Origin of the sequence: Streptosporangium sp. NPDC020145 (genome assembly GCF_040631275.1) — a bacterium.
Classification (GTDB): domain Bacteria; phylum Actinomycetota; class Actinomycetes; order Streptosporangiales; family Streptosporangiaceae; genus Streptosporangium.
The window spans coordinates 85196-100925 of record NZ_JBEXZT010000023.1 but is presented as its reverse complement, the minus strand read 5'-3'; the positions used below and the strand labels follow the sequence as shown (position 1 = coordinate 100925).

At 68.5% G+C, this 15730-nt stretch carries 16 protein-coding genes; 6 read left to right on the top strand and 10 right to left on the bottom strand.

Annotation, left to right across the window (positions count from 1 at the left end):
* Window positions 1-11 precede the first annotated feature (11 nt).
* The 4 genes from ABZ463_RS31675 (at window position 12) to ABZ463_RS31660 (ending at window position 2428) form a co-directional block, all read left to right on the top strand.
* Window positions 12-362 (top strand): DUF742 domain-containing protein, encoded by a 351-nt coding sequence (locus tag ABZ463_RS31675; RefSeq protein ID WP_352011166.1) that lies wholly within the window; start codon window positions 12-14, stop codon window positions 360-362.
* Window positions 343-918, top strand: a complete 576-nt coding sequence (locus tag ABZ463_RS31670; RefSeq protein WP_352011167.1) for an ATP/GTP-binding protein — start codon at window positions 343-345, stop codon at window positions 916-918. Before ABZ463_RS31675 ends, ABZ463_RS31670 begins: the two co-directional genes overlap by 20 nt.
* A gap of 60 nt (window positions 919-978) precedes the next feature.
* On the top strand, window positions 979-1698 hold the full coding sequence (locus tag ABZ463_RS31665; RefSeq protein ID WP_362781665.1) for a helix-turn-helix transcriptional regulator: 720 nt from the start codon (window positions 979-981) through the stop codon (window positions 1696-1698).
* A 79-nt stretch (window positions 1699-1777) separates the two neighbouring features.
* Window positions 1778-2428, top strand: a complete 651-nt coding sequence (locus ABZ463_RS31660) for a hypothetical protein (RefSeq protein ID WP_362781663.1) — start codon at window positions 1778-1780, stop codon at window positions 2426-2428.
* A gap of 192 nt (window positions 2429-2620) precedes the next feature.
* Here the strand turns inward: ABZ463_RS31660 and ABZ463_RS31655 are convergent, their stop codons facing one another.
* The 3 genes from ABZ463_RS31655 to ABZ463_RS31645 all read right to left on the bottom strand — a co-directional run bounded on the left by ABZ463_RS31655 (window position 2621) and on the right by ABZ463_RS31645 (window position 4965).
* On the bottom strand, window positions 2621-3211 hold the full coding sequence (locus tag ABZ463_RS31655) for a DUF1963 domain-containing protein (protein ID WP_352011170.1): 591 nt from the start codon (window positions 3209-3211) through the stop codon (window positions 2621-2623).
* A 151-nt stretch (window positions 3212-3362) separates the two neighbouring features.
* Complete coding sequence (locus tag ABZ463_RS31650; protein WP_362781661.1) at window positions 3363-4178, bottom strand: hypothetical protein; 816 nt, start codon at window positions 4176-4178, stop codon at window positions 3363-3365.
* Window positions 4179-4548: 370 nt separating this feature from the next.
* A complete protein-coding gene (locus tag ABZ463_RS31645; RefSeq protein ID WP_362781659.1) occupies window positions 4549-4965 on the bottom strand; it encodes a hypothetical protein in 417 nt (138 codons plus the stop codon).
* A gap of 414 nt (window positions 4966-5379) precedes the next feature.
* Here ABZ463_RS31645 and ABZ463_RS31640 point away from each other — a divergent pair, with 414 nt between their 5' ends.
* A complete protein-coding gene (locus ABZ463_RS31640; protein WP_362781656.1) occupies window positions 5380-6378 on the top strand; it encodes an RNA polymerase subunit sigma-70 in 999 nt (332 codons plus the stop codon).
* 100 nt (window positions 6379-6478) lie between these two features.
* On the opposite strand, the gene ABZ463_RS31635 is transcribed toward ABZ463_RS31640, so the two are convergent.
* The 6 genes from ABZ463_RS31635 to ABZ463_RS31610 form a co-directional block, all read right to left on the bottom strand.
* Window positions 6479-8443 (bottom strand): FHA domain-containing protein, encoded by a 1965-nt coding sequence (locus tag ABZ463_RS31635; RefSeq protein WP_352011174.1) that lies wholly within the window; start codon window positions 8441-8443, stop codon window positions 6479-6481.
* Window positions 8444-8628: 185 nt separating this feature from the next.
* Complete coding sequence (locus ABZ463_RS31630; RefSeq protein WP_362781653.1) at window positions 8629-10656, bottom strand: serine/threonine-protein kinase; 2028 nt, start codon at window positions 10654-10656, stop codon at window positions 8629-8631.
* 302 nt (window positions 10657-10958) lie between these two features.
* Entirely contained in the window at window positions 10959-11189 is a 231-nt protein-coding gene (locus tag ABZ463_RS31625; protein WP_352011176.1) for a BldC family transcriptional regulator, read from the bottom strand.
* A 273-nt stretch (window positions 11190-11462) separates the two neighbouring features.
* Window positions 11463-11810: a hypothetical protein gene (locus ABZ463_RS31620; RefSeq protein ID WP_362781651.1), complete on the bottom strand. Its 348-nt coding sequence runs from the start codon at window positions 11808-11810 to the stop codon at window positions 11463-11465.
* Window positions 11807-12145, bottom strand: coding sequence for a hypothetical protein (locus tag ABZ463_RS31615; protein ID WP_362781649.1), 339 nt, complete (start codon window positions 12143-12145; stop codon window positions 11807-11809). The genes ABZ463_RS31620 and ABZ463_RS31615 overlap by 4 nt, the downstream gene beginning before the upstream one ends.
* Complete coding sequence (locus ABZ463_RS31610; protein ID WP_362781647.1) at window positions 12142-12588, bottom strand: hypothetical protein; 447 nt, start codon at window positions 12586-12588, stop codon at window positions 12142-12144. The genes ABZ463_RS31615 and ABZ463_RS31610 overlap by 4 nt, the downstream gene beginning before the upstream one ends.
* A gap of 240 nt (window positions 12589-12828) precedes the next feature.
* Between ABZ463_RS31610 and ABZ463_RS31605 the strand changes: the two genes are divergently transcribed.
* Entirely contained in the window at window positions 12829-14253 is a 1425-nt protein-coding gene (locus ABZ463_RS31605; protein WP_362781645.1) for a hypothetical protein, read from the top strand.
* Here the strand turns inward: ABZ463_RS31605 and ABZ463_RS31600 are convergent.
* Complete coding sequence (locus ABZ463_RS31600; RefSeq protein WP_362781643.1) at window positions 14222-15256, bottom strand: NAD-dependent epimerase/dehydratase family protein; 1035 nt, start codon at window positions 15254-15256, stop codon at window positions 14222-14224. The genes ABZ463_RS31605 and ABZ463_RS31600 overlap by 32 nt on opposite strands.
* Between the last annotated feature and the right edge of the window lie 474 nt (window positions 15257-15730).

Below are 15730 nucleotides of genomic sequence, written 5' to 3'. Positions count from 1 at the left end.
GGAGCGGGCGGATGACCCGGTGGATGGACGAGGAGGCGGGACCGGTCGTCCGGCCGTTCGCGCTGATCGGAGGCCGTACCAGATCGTCCGGTGACACGCTGGACCTGGTCGCGATGGTCAAGGCGACCGGTTCGGCCCCGTCCGGCGGGTTCGTCCCGGGACCCGAGCACGAACGCATTCTCTCCCTGGTCACCGTCGAGGCCACCTCGGTCGCCGACATCGCCTCCGACCTGGACCTGCCGCTCGGCGTCGTCCGGGTGCTCCTCGGTGACCTCAAGGACCACAAGCTCATTTCGATCGGGCGCGCGTCGGCGAGCGAGCGCATTCTCAAGGAAGTGATCAATGGACTTCGGGCCCTCTGACGAACCTGTAGCGCTCAAGATCCTCATCGCGGGCGGTTTCGGTGTCGGCAAGACCACGCTCGTCGGCTCGATCAGTGAGATCCGCCCACTGCGCACGGAGGAGGTGCTCTCCGACCGCGGTATCGGCATCGACGACGTCGAAGGCGTGGAGAACAAGACCACGACCACCGTCGCCATGGACTTCGGACGCATCACGATCCGGGAGGGGCTGGTCGTCTACCTGTTCGGCACCCCGGGTCAGGAACGGTTCTGGTTCATGTGGGACGAGCTGTCCTACGGCGCGCTCGGCGCCGTCGTGCTCGCCGACACCCGCAGGCTGACCGACTGCTTCCCGTCGATCGACTACTTCGAGCAGCGTGGCACGCCGTTCATCGTGGCGGTCAACTGCTTCGACGGGGCCGAGCAGTACGAGGCGGAGGAGGTGCGCGTCGCCCTCGACCTGGACCCGGACGTCCCGGTCCTGCTCTGCGACGTACGGCGCCGCAGCTCGGCCAAGACCGTCCTGGTGACCCTCGTGGAGCACTCCCTGCGGGTTCTCACCGCCAGCCAGCCCTGACCCCGCCGTCCGTTTTGGTGAAAGTCGTCGGGTCTGGTGGGTCATGGGAAACTTCTCCTGATGGAAGCGTCTCTTGACCAACTGGCCCGGCGGCTCGAAGAGGTCGTCGGCGAGCTGCGCGGTGTCCCCGTGGACGTCGCGCGGCTGGAGGACGGGGAGCGGGTCAGGCAGGAGATCACCCGGCTGGTCGCCACCTCGCGCGAACTACGCGCCATGCAGCCGCTGGGCTCTCCTGAGCGGGGGCGCGAGGAGCAGCGCAGCCGCCGCCAGGTGCTGGACGCCCTGGCACGCGGGATGCGGATGCGGACGGTCGTCCACGCGAGCGTGCTGGATGACGAACGCAAGCTCGCCCGGCTCAGGGAACTGCACGCCGCGGGTGACCTGCACCGGGTCGTGGACGAGCCGATCCAGCAGCTGCTCGTCTTCGACCGGGAGGCGGCCTTCGTCAGGATCACCCCCGTGCTCCGCTCGCCGGGCGCGCTGCTGATCCGGCAGCAGAGCCTGATCAGCGTCCTGATCGACCTGTTCGAACAGACCTGGGACAGGGCCAGGGAGGTCACCGAGCCGACGGCGCGGCTGAGCCCTCGGGAGCGGGAGGTGCTGGCGCTGATCGCGGAGGGACGCTCCAACGCGGCCGTGGCGCGGGCCCTGTCGATCAGTGAGGCGGCGGTCGGCAAACACGTGGCCGGTGTGTTCGCCAAACTCGACCTGCCCTCGGGCGACGACGTCAACCGGCGGGTGCTGGCGGTGCTGGCCTACCAGCGCGGGGCCGCCAGGTAGGGGCGGCACTACGTCAGGGTAGGTCTGGCACCCGTGTCCGGCCGGCGCCCGGCGGGCTTGGATGAAACGCATGCAACGTATGAGCGGATTACTGGTCGGCGCCGTCTTCGGTGCGGTCTTCGTCTTCGTCAACGCGCGGAGTCCGCTGGACGACGTCGTGGTCACGGTCCTGCGGGTGCTCGCGGGCCTGGCCGTCGCGGCCGTGCTGGCGCTGTGGTTCACCGATGTGCGACGACCTGCCGCCGCCGTCTCGGGAGGGACCGCCGTCTCGGGAGGGACCGCCGTCTCGGGAGGGACCGCCGTCTCGGGAGGGACCGCCGCCTCCGGAGGGGCCGCCGCCTCCGGAGGGGCCGCCGTCTCGGGAGGGGCCGCCGCCTCCGGAGGGGCCGTGAGGACGATGTTCGGGCGCGGTTACCTGATCGTGGTGGCCGTCGAGGTGCTCGCGCTGCTCGGCGGCCTCCGGCTGCTGGCCGCCCTGGGCGCGCCCACGGAGGTCAACGTGGCGTGGGTGGCGATCATCGTGGGTGTCCACTTCGTCGCCCTGGCCCCGGTGTGGAAGGACAGGACCATCGCGGTGCCGGGCGTGGCCCTGACCCTGCTCGGGATCGCCGGATTCCTCATGGCCTGGGCGGGTTCCCTGCCCTGGGTGCCGATCGTCAGCGGGGTGGCCTCCGGTGCCGTACTGCTGGCCGGATCCCTCACCGCCGGACTACGACTCGCCAGGCCCTGACCCCTTGGTCGTACGGCCCGCTCTTGTCGGCCACGCGGCCCGCTCTCGTTGGCCGTACGGCCCGCTCTCGTCGGTCACTCCGCCCTTGTCGGTCACGCGGCCTGCCCTCGTCGGTCACTCCGCTCTTGTCGGTCGTATGGCCCGCCCTTGTCAGCCGCGCGGCCCGGCGGCCACGCCGTACGGACCGGGGTTTCAGCCCTGCAGGACCACGGACGCCGCGTCGCAGGGAGGGCAGGCGAAGACGAACGCCTCGCCGCCGCCGAAGTTCATCAGCCAGTTCCTGCTGTAGCCCTCCCTCATCTGCGCGACGAAGCCCATGGGGGTGCCGCAGGTGGAACACGTGGGCGTCATGTCCGTCTCCCACCACTCCGCCTCGCCACCCAGCCAGCCGACCACCTTGAACTCCGCGACCTCGTCCGCCGTCTCCGGCTCGACCTCGCAGATGCCGATCTCGAAGCACTGCGGGAGAACGAACGCCTCCCCGGGGGACGGCAGGGGCACCGTGGCGTCCTCGGCGAACAGATAGGCGCGGTTGCCGCCCGCCTCGGGGTTCCAGGCCTCGCACTGGCCGGGATCGTTGTCGCACATGAAGAACGACAGGAGTGCCCCGGGCCGCAGGGCCTCGGCGTGGTCGCCGAGGTCGTCCGTGATGAGCTGCAGCAGGAACCGCAACGGCCCGTCGCACACGGCGCAGCGCGGCCAGTCGAAGCCCTCCGGCGCCAACGGCAGCCCACCGATACGGCTCACCCGCGCCGCGACCTCGACATCCTTCACAAACGCCATAGATCCACTCACGGCTCGGCAGCCTATACCGTGTCGCTCACCGGGCGTCCGACAGCGGATCTCCGAAGATCCGGTACTCGAAGAGCAGGCCGTCCCGTGCCCGGACCATGCCCCGGATCGTTCAACGGTCTCCGGCAGCTTCGGGGTCGGCTCAGGAGAGGATCTTGACGGCGTTCGCGTAGCGCGCCTTCAGAAGGTTGGACAGGCGGTCGACGGTGAGGCGGTCGGCCGCGATGATCTTTTCCTGGGCCGACGCGTAGGCGCGCTTACGGGCACCGCTGTAGTCCACCTTCAACCGGCACGCCTCATCGGCGACCGCCACGGCGATCTCGTCCTTGCCTGGCGGCTGCCACACACTGTCTTCCCCGCCGCGCCCGGCCCATCGCCTGTCACTCTCGGCGGCCGGTGGGTCCGGGTAGGTGAAGCCCGACGCGCGCATGCACTCGCTCCATGCCGAGCCTGCGGCCCGCACTTGGGGGTCGCTGTACGCGGCTATCGCGGCGTCGTCCATCAGGACGTAGAAGTTCTTGTAGATGTGCGGTTTGGCGGGCACCTTGCCGTCCGGGCCGGGAGCGTTTCCATTGAGTTCGCGCTGCGCCCAGCCGTCACACCCTCCCTGAGGAACGGCACGACCCCTGTACGTTCTCACGGTGCCGACGTGAACGGCGTCCTGCTCCCGTGGAATGACGTATCCACGGATGCCGGAAACGGCGGCACCGACTTCCTCCCATTGCCTGGGAGGGCCGCTGTAGCCGTATTCGGCGACTTTCTTCGCCCCCAGCCAGCCGAGGTAGGACGCGTTCTTCGGATAGGTGACCGGCTGGGTGTTGTGTGGTTTGAACTTCAGTCCGAAACCCGCCACGCATCGTCCTATCAAGAGGTATCGGGCGGTCTGCACCGCGGAGCGTTGTTCGGACGTCAGATCGTAGGCGTCCAGCGGCAGGACCAGGTCGGACTCATTCCGCACGGGGTGGGACGGCGGCGCGCCGGACCGGCTCGACGCACCGCAGGCGGACATGGCGCCTAGAAATGTCGTGACGCATACGACGACGACGGCCGGACGTCTCTTCAATTCTCTCCTATGAGGAAAAGCGGTACGGCCGACACAGCCTATCTGGGATGCCATACCGTCACACCGACCCGTTCGACCCGCGCGACGGTGCGGCCGTCAGCCGATCGGTCGTTCCACACGGTTTCCCTGCGCCGTACCACCACGTGCCATTCCGGTCGGAGCCGACGTGAATGGAGTGGTCTCGTTCCGTCGAATACCAGCGGTCCAAGCGGCGTTTCGGGGAGATGGTCGTGCGGCCGGGCGCGCCACCCCAGGAGAATTCCGTTCAGCGCTCGTTGACGTGCTGGTTCCGGTCCATCTGGTAAAGGCGTTCCCGGTCGCGGGCGATCGCCTTCATGACGATCGAACCGATCCGGGTCTGCTCCGTGACCGACAACAGCGGGGTCAGTTCCTCGTCGAGGAGGCGTCTCAGTTCGGCGGCCGACTCGGGGGCCTCTCTCAGCAGGTGCGCCAGCCGTACCTGCCAGACACCGGCCAGTGCCCGCTCGGTCTCGACGTCCCCCGCCTGTCGCGCCGTCAGCAGTTCGGCGTGGGCCTCTACCAGCTCACCCTCGACGACCTCGGCCTGTTCGGGGCGGAAGCGCCGCCACAGCGCGACCACCCCGGCGCGGGCGTCCTGCCAGGCGTCGGTGGCCATGGCCGTCACCAACGCCGTCCCCGCGGCCAGCACAAGCGGATCCATGTGTCGCTCCTATTGCGCCTTATTATCACTTGCCACGATAAATCAGATCCTTCCACCGAACCACCCCACAAAAAAGGGATAGCACGATGTCCCGACTTGAGCGCTTTGTGGAGCATTCGCCGCATATCTAGATCACCAAATAACCCACTTCCAGGCCAGATTGCCCCCTTCTGGAATTTCCCTCCTTCAGCGAACAATCATCCCATTCCACCCCGTACGGCACCGCGCTTTCGGACACCGAATGGACATCGTTCATTCATCCTCTGTTCCCCTCGGACGTCCCGGCGCGTACGGCCGCGAGTTCCAGTCTTCATGGCCGCCCACGCCCTCCTCGCCGTGCTCCGCGGTGATGAGTTGTCGCGCCCGAACCCGTCATACCTACGACGGGACACGACGAGGCGGAAGGATGACGTGATGAGTGTGGGAACGCTGCTGGAGGAGCTGGGCGTGAGCGGTCTGGGCGAGGTCGACGAGCCCGCGTTCTCGGGACTGGCGGAGCGGCACCGGCGGGAGCTGCATGTGCACTGCTACCGGATGCTCGGGTCGTTCGAGGACGCCGAGGACACCGTGCAGGAGACGTTCCTGCGTGCCTGGCGGCGGCGGGAGACCTTCGAGGGACGGTCGACGTTCCGGGCCTGGCTGTACCGGATCGCCACCAACGCCTGCCTGGACCTGCTCGCCAGGTGCCGCCCGGAGCCCGCGACCGGTGGCGAGGCGTTGTGGCTTCAGCCCTACCCGGACCGGCTGCTCGACGAGTTGCCCGCGGGCGACGCGGACGAGCCGGAGACCGCCGCCGTCGCACGGGAGACGATCGAACTGGCGTACCTGGTCGCGATCCAGCACCTCGCGCCGCGCCCTCGGGCCGCGCTGATCCTTCGGGACGTGCTCGGCTGGCCGGCGAAGGACGTCGCGGCACTCCTCGGGGACTCCGTCAACTCCGTGAACAGCGCACTACAGCGGGCCCGCGCCGGAATGCGGGAGCACCTGCCCACCGAGCGGCAGGACTGGACCGGTGGCGAGGAGGACGCCGGGACGCGCGAGCTGGTGCGCCGCTACACCGACGCCAGCGTGGCCACGGACATCGACGGGCTCGCCGCACTGCTGCGGGACGACGTCCGCTACTCGATGCCGCCCACGCCGGGCCTGTACGTCGGCCGCGAAACGGTGGTGAACGGCTGGGCCGAGAGCGGCTTCGAGGGCATGGGGCGCCTACGTGCCGTCCCCGCCTCCGTGAACCGGCAGCCCGCCGTCGCCTTCTACCTCTGGCGGGAGCGGGAGGGCGCGTACCTGCCGCTGACGATCGACGTCCTGCGCGTCACCGGCGGGGCGATCACCGAGATCTTCACGTTCCACGGCGACCGGTTCCCACGACTCGGGCTGCCGGAGCGCCTTCCTGCGGACGGTACGGAGTAGCGCCCGGACCGGTTGACGATCTCGCAGGTAAGGGCACCGACGCGACCTCCGCCCTCGTCCCTCATGCGTGGGGCCACCCCCCGCGCGCGGGGGGTGTCTCTCACTCCGCCTCGTTGTGGACCGGTTGGGGGCCCGTGGTTCCCGAGAGGTCGTGCGGTGCCGTCGTGGTGGGCCTCACGAACAGGGTCGCGTCGGCGGGGGACGGCTCCGCCGGGACCGGGGTGTCGAAGATGTCGATGTCCACCTCCTCACCCCCGACCGTCAGTGTGTCCCAGGCGCCGCTGACCACCAGGGACCGTACGGTCTCGCTCCGCAGCTCGCTCAGCCGCTCCAGCAGGGCCGCGTCGTCGGGCATGCCGGGGATTCTCGGGGCCAGGCGGGACCGGATCTGGCGCAGCCGGTCCATCAGGACGTCGATGTCGGCGTTCCTGTCCACCCCGGCGGCGCCCTCTTCGAGGCCCTGGGCGATCTTGTCCTTGATGGCCCGGGTGACCCCCTGCTCGTCGGCGGCCACCATCGCGTTCCAGGCGCGGCTCTTGTGCCGGTACTGCAGCATCGACATCGCGGCCTCGTGGCGGACGAAGTCGGCGTCGCGGAACGGCCTGCCCCGCCAGTTGCGGTTGAGCGAGCGCGCCAGCGAGATGGCCGAGGCCAGTCCGCTGTTGAGCCCGCGTCCCGGCCAGAAGTGGATCGCGTTGGCCGCGTCCCCCAGGAGGAAGCCGTACGTGCCCGGGGTGGTCGAGGTCGGGAAGAACAGCCGGGAGGTGAAGCGGGGCCGCTGCACCATGTCCAGCCGGAAGCCGGTGACGGCGCTCACGTTGTCCTCGGTGATGCCGAAGAGGGTCAGCCCCTCCTGCACCCGCCTCCACAGCGCCGAGCCCCTGATCAGGGCGGGCAGGAACAGCGTCTGGTGCGTCGAGCAGTGGAAGTCGCCGCTCTCCGTCCGCTCCATCAGGCAGGGGTTGGAGGCGATGCACTCCTCGAACACCTGCCGGATGGGGTCGATGCCGATGACCTCCTTGGCCTCGGCGTCGGTGAGGCGAACGTTCAGGAACCCCTCGCCGCGCAGCGAGTTGAGCAGGAAGCGGTTCTGGGCCACGGTCAGCAGGACGATCATAGGGTCGGGCAGGTCGGACTTCACGCGGATGCCGAGCACCACGTCCTGGACGTGGTGACCGTCCAGCGAGTAGATCGACTTGTCGGCCTGCCCGAACCTGTCGCCGAAGTGTTCGCGGGTCCGGGAACGCCCGCCTTCGCAGATGGCCAGCACGTGGTCCTGCGCGATGCCGTCGCGGTGTGCGACCGGGTCGAGGTTCTCGGGGATCAGCCGGATGCGGTCGGCCTTCTCGTTCACCATGTCGAGGAGCACGTCCTCGACGTGGGCGATCCGGATGTTGCGCGGGCTGTAGCCGCGGATCGAGTCGGGGCCCGCCGGCCACATCTCGCTGTAGGAGCCGGTGGTGAACAGCCGTTCCTGGACGTCCTCGGGCAGGTTGAGATACTGACGGCTCTGTACGGTCACCACCTGCTGGCGCCGGTTGTTGCCCTGGGCCGCGTTCCGCCACACGATCCGCGCCCCGTCCCGGGTCCAGCGGCCGTCGTACATCGTGATGGACACCCGGTGTCCCATGAGGTGTTCGAGCAGCAGGGCGAGGCTCAGCCCGACGGGCCCGCCGCCGGAGATCGTGACGTGCAGGACCTGTCCCATCCCGACGCCGGGCACGGCCCTGACGACCGTCGGGAGCATGGAGGCGTCGACGACGGTCTCCAGGTCGTCGAACGTCTCGAAACGGAACGTCTCGCCCCCGATGGAGATCGTGTCGCCGGGCTGGAGCACGTGGGAGGTGATCTTCCTGCCGTTGACCAGCGTCCCGTTGCGGCTTCCACGGTCCTGCAGCACGTAGTCGTCACCCTGGGCGCGCACCTCGGCGTGGAAGCGCGAGGCCCGCTCGCTGGTGATCACCACGTTGTTGTCGCCCCGGCGGCCGAAGGTCACCGGCTCGTCGCCGATCAGGAACCGCTGTCCGGTGAGAGGACCTTCGTGCCCGACGATCGCATACGGCATGGGGCCGTACTCCCCTCCGTCAAAAATCTCCAGCAGAAACCGGTTTGATCGTTTATCGTGTCACGCTTCGCCACACAGGAAAAGCCACAAAAACCCGACACATCCCACCTACGGCGCCTCCTGCGAACTTTGTTCCGGACTATTGAGAATTCCATTTTCGGACATCGAAAAAGTGGCGCGGAATTTCAGGACGCGGGGCCCAGGTCCCACACCCGCACGGCCGTGTCCCTGCTGCCGCTGACCGCGACGGCCCGTCCTCCGATCCGCGTGACCGCCACGCCGTAGACGGTGCTGGTGTGCCCGGTGAACGGCCCGCCGACGGGCCTGCGCGTGGTCAGGTCCCACAGGCGGACGCTCCTGTCCCAGCTCCCGGTGACGGCGACGGTGCGGCCGCCCACCTGCCCGACCGCCACCGACGTGACGTTGCCCGTGTGACCGACCATCGGCTGCCCCACGGGCTGGTGCGTGGCCAGGTCCCACACCCTGACCGTGTCATCCTCGCTGCTGCTCACCACCACGGGACGGCCGTCGAGCCGGGTGACCGCCACGCCGTACACGTCACCGGTGTGTCCCGTTATCGGCTCCCCGACGGGACGGCGCGTGGTCAGGTCCCACACCCGGATCGTGTCGTCCACCCCACCGGTCACCGCGACCGGGCGTCCGTTCAGCTGCCCGACGGCGACCGCCCAGATGTCCTCGGTGTGCCCCTTCATCGGCTCGCCGACGGGTTGGCGGGTGGTCAGGTCCCACACCCTGACCGTGTCGTCGCCGCTGCCCGTGACGGCCACGGGACGTCCGTCCACCTGGGTGACCGCCACCGCGTAGACGTCCTCGGTGTGCCCCCTCATCGGGTCGCCGACCGGCTGGCGCGTCACCAGGTCCCAGACCCTGACCGTGTCGTCCGCGCTGCCGGTCACCGCCACGGGACGTCCGTCCACCTGCCCGATCGCGACCGCGCTGACGTCCTCGGTGTGCCCGCGCAGCGGATCACCGACCGGCGTGCGCGTCGTCAGGTCCCACACCTGGGCCGTGTCGTCCGCGCTGCCGGTCACCGCCACCGGACGCCCGTCCACCTGCGCGGCGGCGACCGCCCAGATGTCGTCGCTCTGGGTGCCGACCACGCCCGGCACCACCGCCGCCGCCGTCGCCGGAGCCGCGCTCGTCACCGGCTCCCTTGAGAAGGGCCAGAAGACCACCCCGAGCACGACGACCACGACACCGGCCGCCGCGGTGATCCACCCGGCACGGCCACGCGGAAAGGAGCGCCGTACCGGCCGGTCCCCAGTGGAGATCATGTCCCGCTCGGCCGCCGGATTCGGCGTCACCGCGCCGGAGACCGCCGATCCGTCCGGGGCGGGGGCGGGGCTCTCGGTGACGGTCTCCATCTCGTACGGCTCCGCCGGAATACGGCCGGTCAGCATCGCCAGCACCTCGCCGATCCCGGGGCGGTCCCTGGGGTCCTTGGCCAGGCAGGCGGCCAGCAGCGCGCGCAGCGGCTCGGGCACCCCGTCCAGGTCGGGTTCGCTGTTGAGGATGGTGCCCATGATCGCCGCGGCGTGCTCACCGGCGAAGGCCCGGCGGCCGGTCGCCGCGTAGACCATGGTCGCCGCCCAGGCGAACAGGTCGGAGGCCGCACTGGCGGGCTGGTTGGCCAGTTGCTCCGGGGCCAGGTAGGCGGGGGTGCCGACCAGCGCGGAGACCGTGGTCGCGTCGGTGCCCTCCAGGATGCGGGCGATGCCGAAGTCGATGACGACCGGCCCCTCGGGACCCATGATCACGTTGGTGGGCTTGAAGTCGCGGTGCACGATCCCGGCCCGGTGGATGGCGTCGAGGGCGGTCGCGGTGGCGATCGCCAGCCGTTCCAGGCCGCTTCCCGTGCGGGGGCCGTCGGTGGCGACCAGCTCCTGGAGGGAGGGGCCGGGCACGTACTCGCTGACCAGGTAGGGCCGTCCCTCGCTGAACCCGGCCTCAAGGACCGTGGCGGTGCAGAAGGCCGCCACCTGCCGCGCCAGCGCGACCTCGCGCTCGAAGCGCCGCATCTCGGTGGTGTTCTCGACCACGCGCGCGTGCAGGACCTTCACCGCCACCTGCTGCCCGGAGGGGCCCCTGCCCAGGTAGACGGTGCCCTGGCCGCCGCTGCCCAGCACTCCGAGCAGGTCGTGGACGCCGATGCGCCGGGGGTCGGTCGCCTTCAACGGTCCTGCGTCGGGCACCGCTACCGTCCTTTCCCGCCGGATGCCCAACGGGCGCCCGACGGAGCCATCCGGCCGCGCAGCCGGGAACCTCACAACGCGTCGATCATGATCTGCGAAAGACACACTTGACCGACAAATCCGACGCGCATGACGACTTTCCTCGGGGCAACAATACGAGCCGGATCACATCCTCGGTACACCACGGCCACACCGGCACACGATGTATGGACCTCGCGTCATGAGATTTATAGCTTTTTATCCTCCTAAATGTGATTTATCACCAAACCGAATTGAGAGGGTGATTTCGTGGAGACAGCCGGTCAGGAGCCCTGGGAACCGTCCAGCAGAGCCCTGATGTCGTTCTCCCGGTAGCGTCGCTGCCTGCTGGGGGTCCGCACCGAGGGGATGCGGCCGGTCAACGCCCACCGATTCACGGTCTTGGGGTCCACGCCGAAGATCCGGGCGACCTCGCCGGGCGTGAGAAGCCGTTCGGTCGTTCCGGCCTCGGTGATGAAGGTGCCATCGGGGGCGACGGCCTTGAGTGGGGACATGGAGGGCTCCATGGGGGTCAGTAGCGGCTGCGGTGGGGGCGGGTGCCCGGCCCCGAGCCGGGGAGCATGCGGCCGGGCACCCTGGAGGAGGACCGGCCTTCCTTATAGGAAGACCGGTGCGCCAGACGGCTCCCTCTTCCCCAGCACACTCGGCGTGTGTGGGAGCCGTCTCGCGAGGGTGTGCGGCCCAGGTCCCTCCCACCTGAGCCGCACGTTCACGAGGTACGGCGGGGCGGCGGGTGGGATGACGTTCCACCGCCCGCCGTACCGGCTTCACGAGCGCAACAACCTGCGCAACGCCGTAGACCGACCCGGCCCGACGGCGTGAACGGCCCGGGAGATCCGGGCGGTCCGGGTCTGCAGAGCACGGGCGACGGCGACGGCCTGAATGCTCGGCGGCACCACCGGGGACACCTGAGCGGCCAGCTTGCGATCCAGCTCCTCGGCGGACCCGGCCCGCACCAACAACACCTCCCCGGCGTACGGCCTGCCGGGCAGAACACCTCGGTAGGCGCTCCACAGGCCGGAATGCGAACTGTGGAAGACCAACCAATCAGGATGAGCCCGCTGCAGACTGTCACAACTGGGACCCACGACCCCCAGCACCGGCCACGGCATCACGCCGCCCTCCTCGCCGACCGCAACCGTCGCCTCCCGGCCGGTCGCCGCCCCTCAGCGGTCGGCATCCGCAGGGTCAGAAGCGTCTCGGCCTCACGCATCCGCCGCTCCAACCCCTCGGCGGTGGTGTCGCTGACGATCACCGGCTGCGGGGAGGGCCACGAACACAACCCGTAGAACCGGCGCGTCCCCAGGCTGTAGAGCACCGTCCATCCGGCCCACGCCTGGTTGAGGCTCTCGGCCTCCGCACGGGCCGGGCCGTCCCACACCCGCCGATGCACCAGGCTGTACGGCCTCCCGTCACGATGCCGCCCACCCGGCCGAGACGACCCGATCACGAGGACGCCCCCTCAGCCGACGCGGCACCCTTCAACCCAGGGGCCGGGAGACGAGCCAGATGCTCGACGATCTGACGGGCGGCCTCCTCCACCTGCGCGACCGGGACCTGGTGGGCCCGCTCGTTCCGGTACTTCCAGAAGAAGTCCTTCTCTCGAAGGTCGGTCCAGATCACGAACTCCATCGAGGGCACCTCCAGCAACGGAGCCCCGTCGTCACACCGGAACACCACCTCCACCCGCGACCGGCCGAGCAACCCCTGAAGCCGACGCAACTGCGGCGCCTTGGGGTCGTAGAAACCCTCACTGACCTTCCGACGCAGAGCGTCGGCCATGGGTGTACCGATGGGAAACACGATTCGGCTCCTCCACGGGATGAAGTGAACGGCCTCGGGGTCGCTTCCGGCCCGGTCCGTTGCGCGATCTTCGGCGTCGATGCCGGTCACCAGGGGGTACCTCTGGTGGTCGGCGGTGGGACGTGGCCGATCATCGCCAGTAACGACTTGTAATGAACATGTCGCGAAGGGTGACCTCTGTTGATGTTTGATGTCCGGAACGGACGTCACCACGGACACCGCCATGACATGTCAGTGCCCGAGGGTGACATCTGCTGCGAAGTCCCTCCGCACCACGAGACAGCGTTTTACGCTGCCAGCGACCGCACCCGCACGAGGAGGAACAACCCCGTGCACCATGCCGAAGAAACGCTCCTGAAGCAGCTCGTGCGCGCGCGTGGCCTGTTACTTCCGCGCGCGTTCCTCACCGCCTACAGTCGATGCGCCACCGGACTTGGCCTACGCGGCATGACCCTCGACGAACGCCAATACCGGCGTTGGCTGGCAGGCAACGTCAAAGGGCTACCGCTGCCGGATGCCTGCCGCGTCCTGGAGGAAATGTTCGACCGGTCGGCGCAGGAACTGTTCACGATGGTTCCCACCCTGGTGGCAGACACCGCATCACCGGGCGAGGTAATCGACCTCTCACCCACCCGCAGCGTCATATGGACGACGCCCGACCTTCCCGCCTCTGGTGCAGGCTCAAAGCCTGCTCCTTCTCTGCGTGAGTTGATGATGGCTGCTGCCGAAGATTCCCGACATTCCGCCCGAGCAGCGGACGCCGCGATCGGGCCCTCAACCCTTGAAACACTGCAAGACGATGTGGTCCGTGCAGCACGCACGTTCCACACCCGACCGCCGATCGTGACGTTTCCCGAAATCAAAGACCTACGCGACCAGGTAGAGAAGAAGCTTGGACAGACCCGGCAACCTGGGCAGATCACCGAACTGACCTACCTGAACGGGCTGCTGTGCCTGCTGCTGGCCGAAACCTGCATGGACTTGGGCGAGCATGGATTTGCTCGTGATCACGCGCGTGCCGCGTGGGCACACGCCAACAGCATCGGCAACACCGGTCTGGCCGTATGGGCACGCGGTGTGCAGGCGACGGCGGCCTATTGGGGCGATTCTCCCCAAGAGGCGATCACCGCAGTCAAACGCGGCCGGGAGCACAAACCCACCGGCCTGGCAGCCGCGCGACTGCACAGCATCACCGCCCGCGCGTGGTCACACCTAGGCAATCCCGACGAAACGCTCCGGGCCGTCCGCGACGCGCAGGAGGCACGGACAACCGACTCAGACGCCCATGACGACCTGGCTGTCATCGGCGGTCTGTTCGACTGGGGACCAGCGCGAGAGGAGCGTTGCGCCTCAACCGCGTTCTTGGAACTGCTGCAACGCCGCCACGACAGCCTGGAGCCAGCGACGCTACGCCGCTTTGTGAATCTGGTGCTGGAGCACGCCGAACGAGCGCTGAACCTGGAGCTCGCCACTCCAGCCGACAAACGCTCTCCGATCCTGAAAGCGACCATCCTGCTGGACATGGCCGCCGCTCGGGTACTGCTCGGCGATGTGAACGGGGCCCACGAAACGGTCCAGCCCATGCTGGGCCTGTCTCCGGATCTGCGCACCTTCTCCGTACGCTACCGGCTGCGCTCCCTACGGGCACCGCTCAACCAACTCCGCACGCGGGCGGCTCAGGAACTGGTCGAGACGGTCACCGCGTTCGGTGAGGCTTCGACCGCTAAGCACCTGCCGCCTGTTCCTGGTTCTTGACCACTGTCCGGTTGTCCCAGGCGGTGAGGATCGCCGTTTCCCGTTCCACGGAGATGCCCAGCTCCGCAGAGCGAGCGGAAGAGACCGTGACCCCGGTCTGGAGCCACCGCCAGGTATCGGTCACGGTCTCCTCGATCGAACGGCACGTCAGACCTGCGGCGTGAGCGCGGGAGGCATCCACCCTCCAAGCGCCCTCGTGCTCGCGCCAGATCGGCAACTCCGTCCACTCACGCACGCCGTACCGCCGGAGAAAGCTGCCATCCACCCACACCAGTTCAGCGGTGCTGCTGGTCGCTTCACGGCAGGCGGTGAGGAACTCACCGAATGTCGCATGCCCGATCGGCGCGGCCACGTTGTAAGGACCCGACAGACGCCGCTCAGCGCACCCCAACGCGAAGGCGGCGACGTCTCGTACGTCAATCGGCTGGATCTTCCACGTGGCCGTGCCCGGGGCCAGCACCCGGCCCCCTGCGCGGATACGCGACAGCCACCACGGCAAACGACCCACATACTCATGCGGACCGAGAATGACACTCGGCCGCAAGACAGTGGCGCGCTCACCGAAAACAGCGGTGACAGCCTGCTCGCAACCGACCTTCTCGCGCCCGTAGGCGTCAGGCCCGCTCTCCCCCTCCGGGCCCTCGGAGGTGTACTTCCGCAGCGGCGAGGCGTCCGTCAGCGGAGTGGTGGGCCAGCCCTTGTAGACGTTCACGGTGGAGACGAACACGTACCAGCCGACGACATCGGCCAGAGCGCGGGTGGTGTCCTCCACCATGGCCGGGGTCATGCCGCTGGGGTCGATCACCGCGTCCCACGGACCCGCGTCAGCGAGCGCCATCAGGTCCTGAGGGTTGGTCCGGTCTCCGCGAATCATGGTGGCGCCGGGCACGTCATCACCGGAACGGCCACGGTTGAACGTGGTCACCTCATGACCACGCCGCAGGGCCTGCTCCACGAGCACACGCCCCAGGAACTTCGTTCCGCCGAGGATAAGGAGCCGCATGGTCTCGATCCTGGCCCAGGAAACCCGATTCACACAGGTGCTTCCCGGGAGCAATACGCAACTGTCGAGGAAACAAGGAAAGCCCTCCAGAGGACATCGCTCGCGGCCTTCCCCACAGCCCGCGACGCCTCGTCTCCTCGACCGTTAACCCGGCTGCCCAGACGTACCGCGAAAAGGTGATCTTTCTTCGTGTCACATGGCACAGTGGGGTCATCAGGTACACCCCCGCGAGGCGCGGATCACACTATGGCCGCTATCGGTACGAGGAGGAGACTGTTCTCGAACCAAGTCGGATCTCAAAAATGATCAACGCTCTGACCTGCACCGCTGCACTACCGCCGGACTGCTGCAGAAATCGCGCACCCCACTTCCACAGCGTCCGGCCCGACCTGGGACTTTACCCTCGGGTCGCTCATCGCCCGGAAGGGTTCGCCACACCTGGCGGTTCCAGCGGCGTTCACGGTGGTGGAGTCG

Excerpts from the sequence above, each read along its gene's own strand:
- ABZ463_RS31675 (WP_352011166.1), top strand. The coding sequence starts at position 12 with ATGACCCGGTGGATGGACGAGGAGGCGGGACCGGTCGTCCGGCCGTTC.
- ABZ463_RS31670 (WP_352011167.1), top strand. The coding sequence starts at position 343 with ATGGACTTCGGGCCCTCTGACGAACCTGTAGCGCTCAAGATCCTCATC.
- ABZ463_RS31665 (WP_362781665.1), top strand. The coding sequence starts at position 979 with ATGGAAGCGTCTCTTGACCAACTGGCCCGGCGGCTCGAAGAGGTCGTC.
- ABZ463_RS31660 (WP_362781663.1), top strand. The coding sequence starts at position 1,778 with ATGAGCGGATTACTGGTCGGCGCCGTCTTCGGTGCGGTCTTCGTCTTC.
- ABZ463_RS31655 (WP_352011170.1), bottom strand. The coding sequence starts at position 3,211 with ATGGCGTTTGTGAAGGATGTCGAGGTCGCGGCGCGGGTGAGCCGTATC.
- ABZ463_RS31645 (WP_362781659.1), bottom strand. The coding sequence starts at position 4,965 with ATGGATCCGCTTGTGCTGGCCGCGGGGACGGCGTTGGTGACGGCCATG.
- ABZ463_RS31640 (WP_362781656.1), top strand. The coding sequence starts at position 5,380 with ATGAGTGTGGGAACGCTGCTGGAGGAGCTGGGCGTGAGCGGTCTGGGC.
- ABZ463_RS31635 (WP_352011174.1), bottom strand. The coding sequence starts at position 8,443 with ATGCCGTATGCGATCGTCGGGCACGAAGGTCCTCTCACCGGACAGCGG.
- ABZ463_RS31625 (WP_352011176.1), bottom strand. The coding sequence starts at position 11,189 with ATGTCCCCACTCAAGGCCGTCGCCCCCGATGGCACCTTCATCACCGAG.
- ABZ463_RS31600 (WP_362781643.1), bottom strand. The coding sequence starts at position 15,256 with ATGCGGCTCCTTATCCTCGGCGGAACGAAGTTCCTGGGGCGTGTGCTC.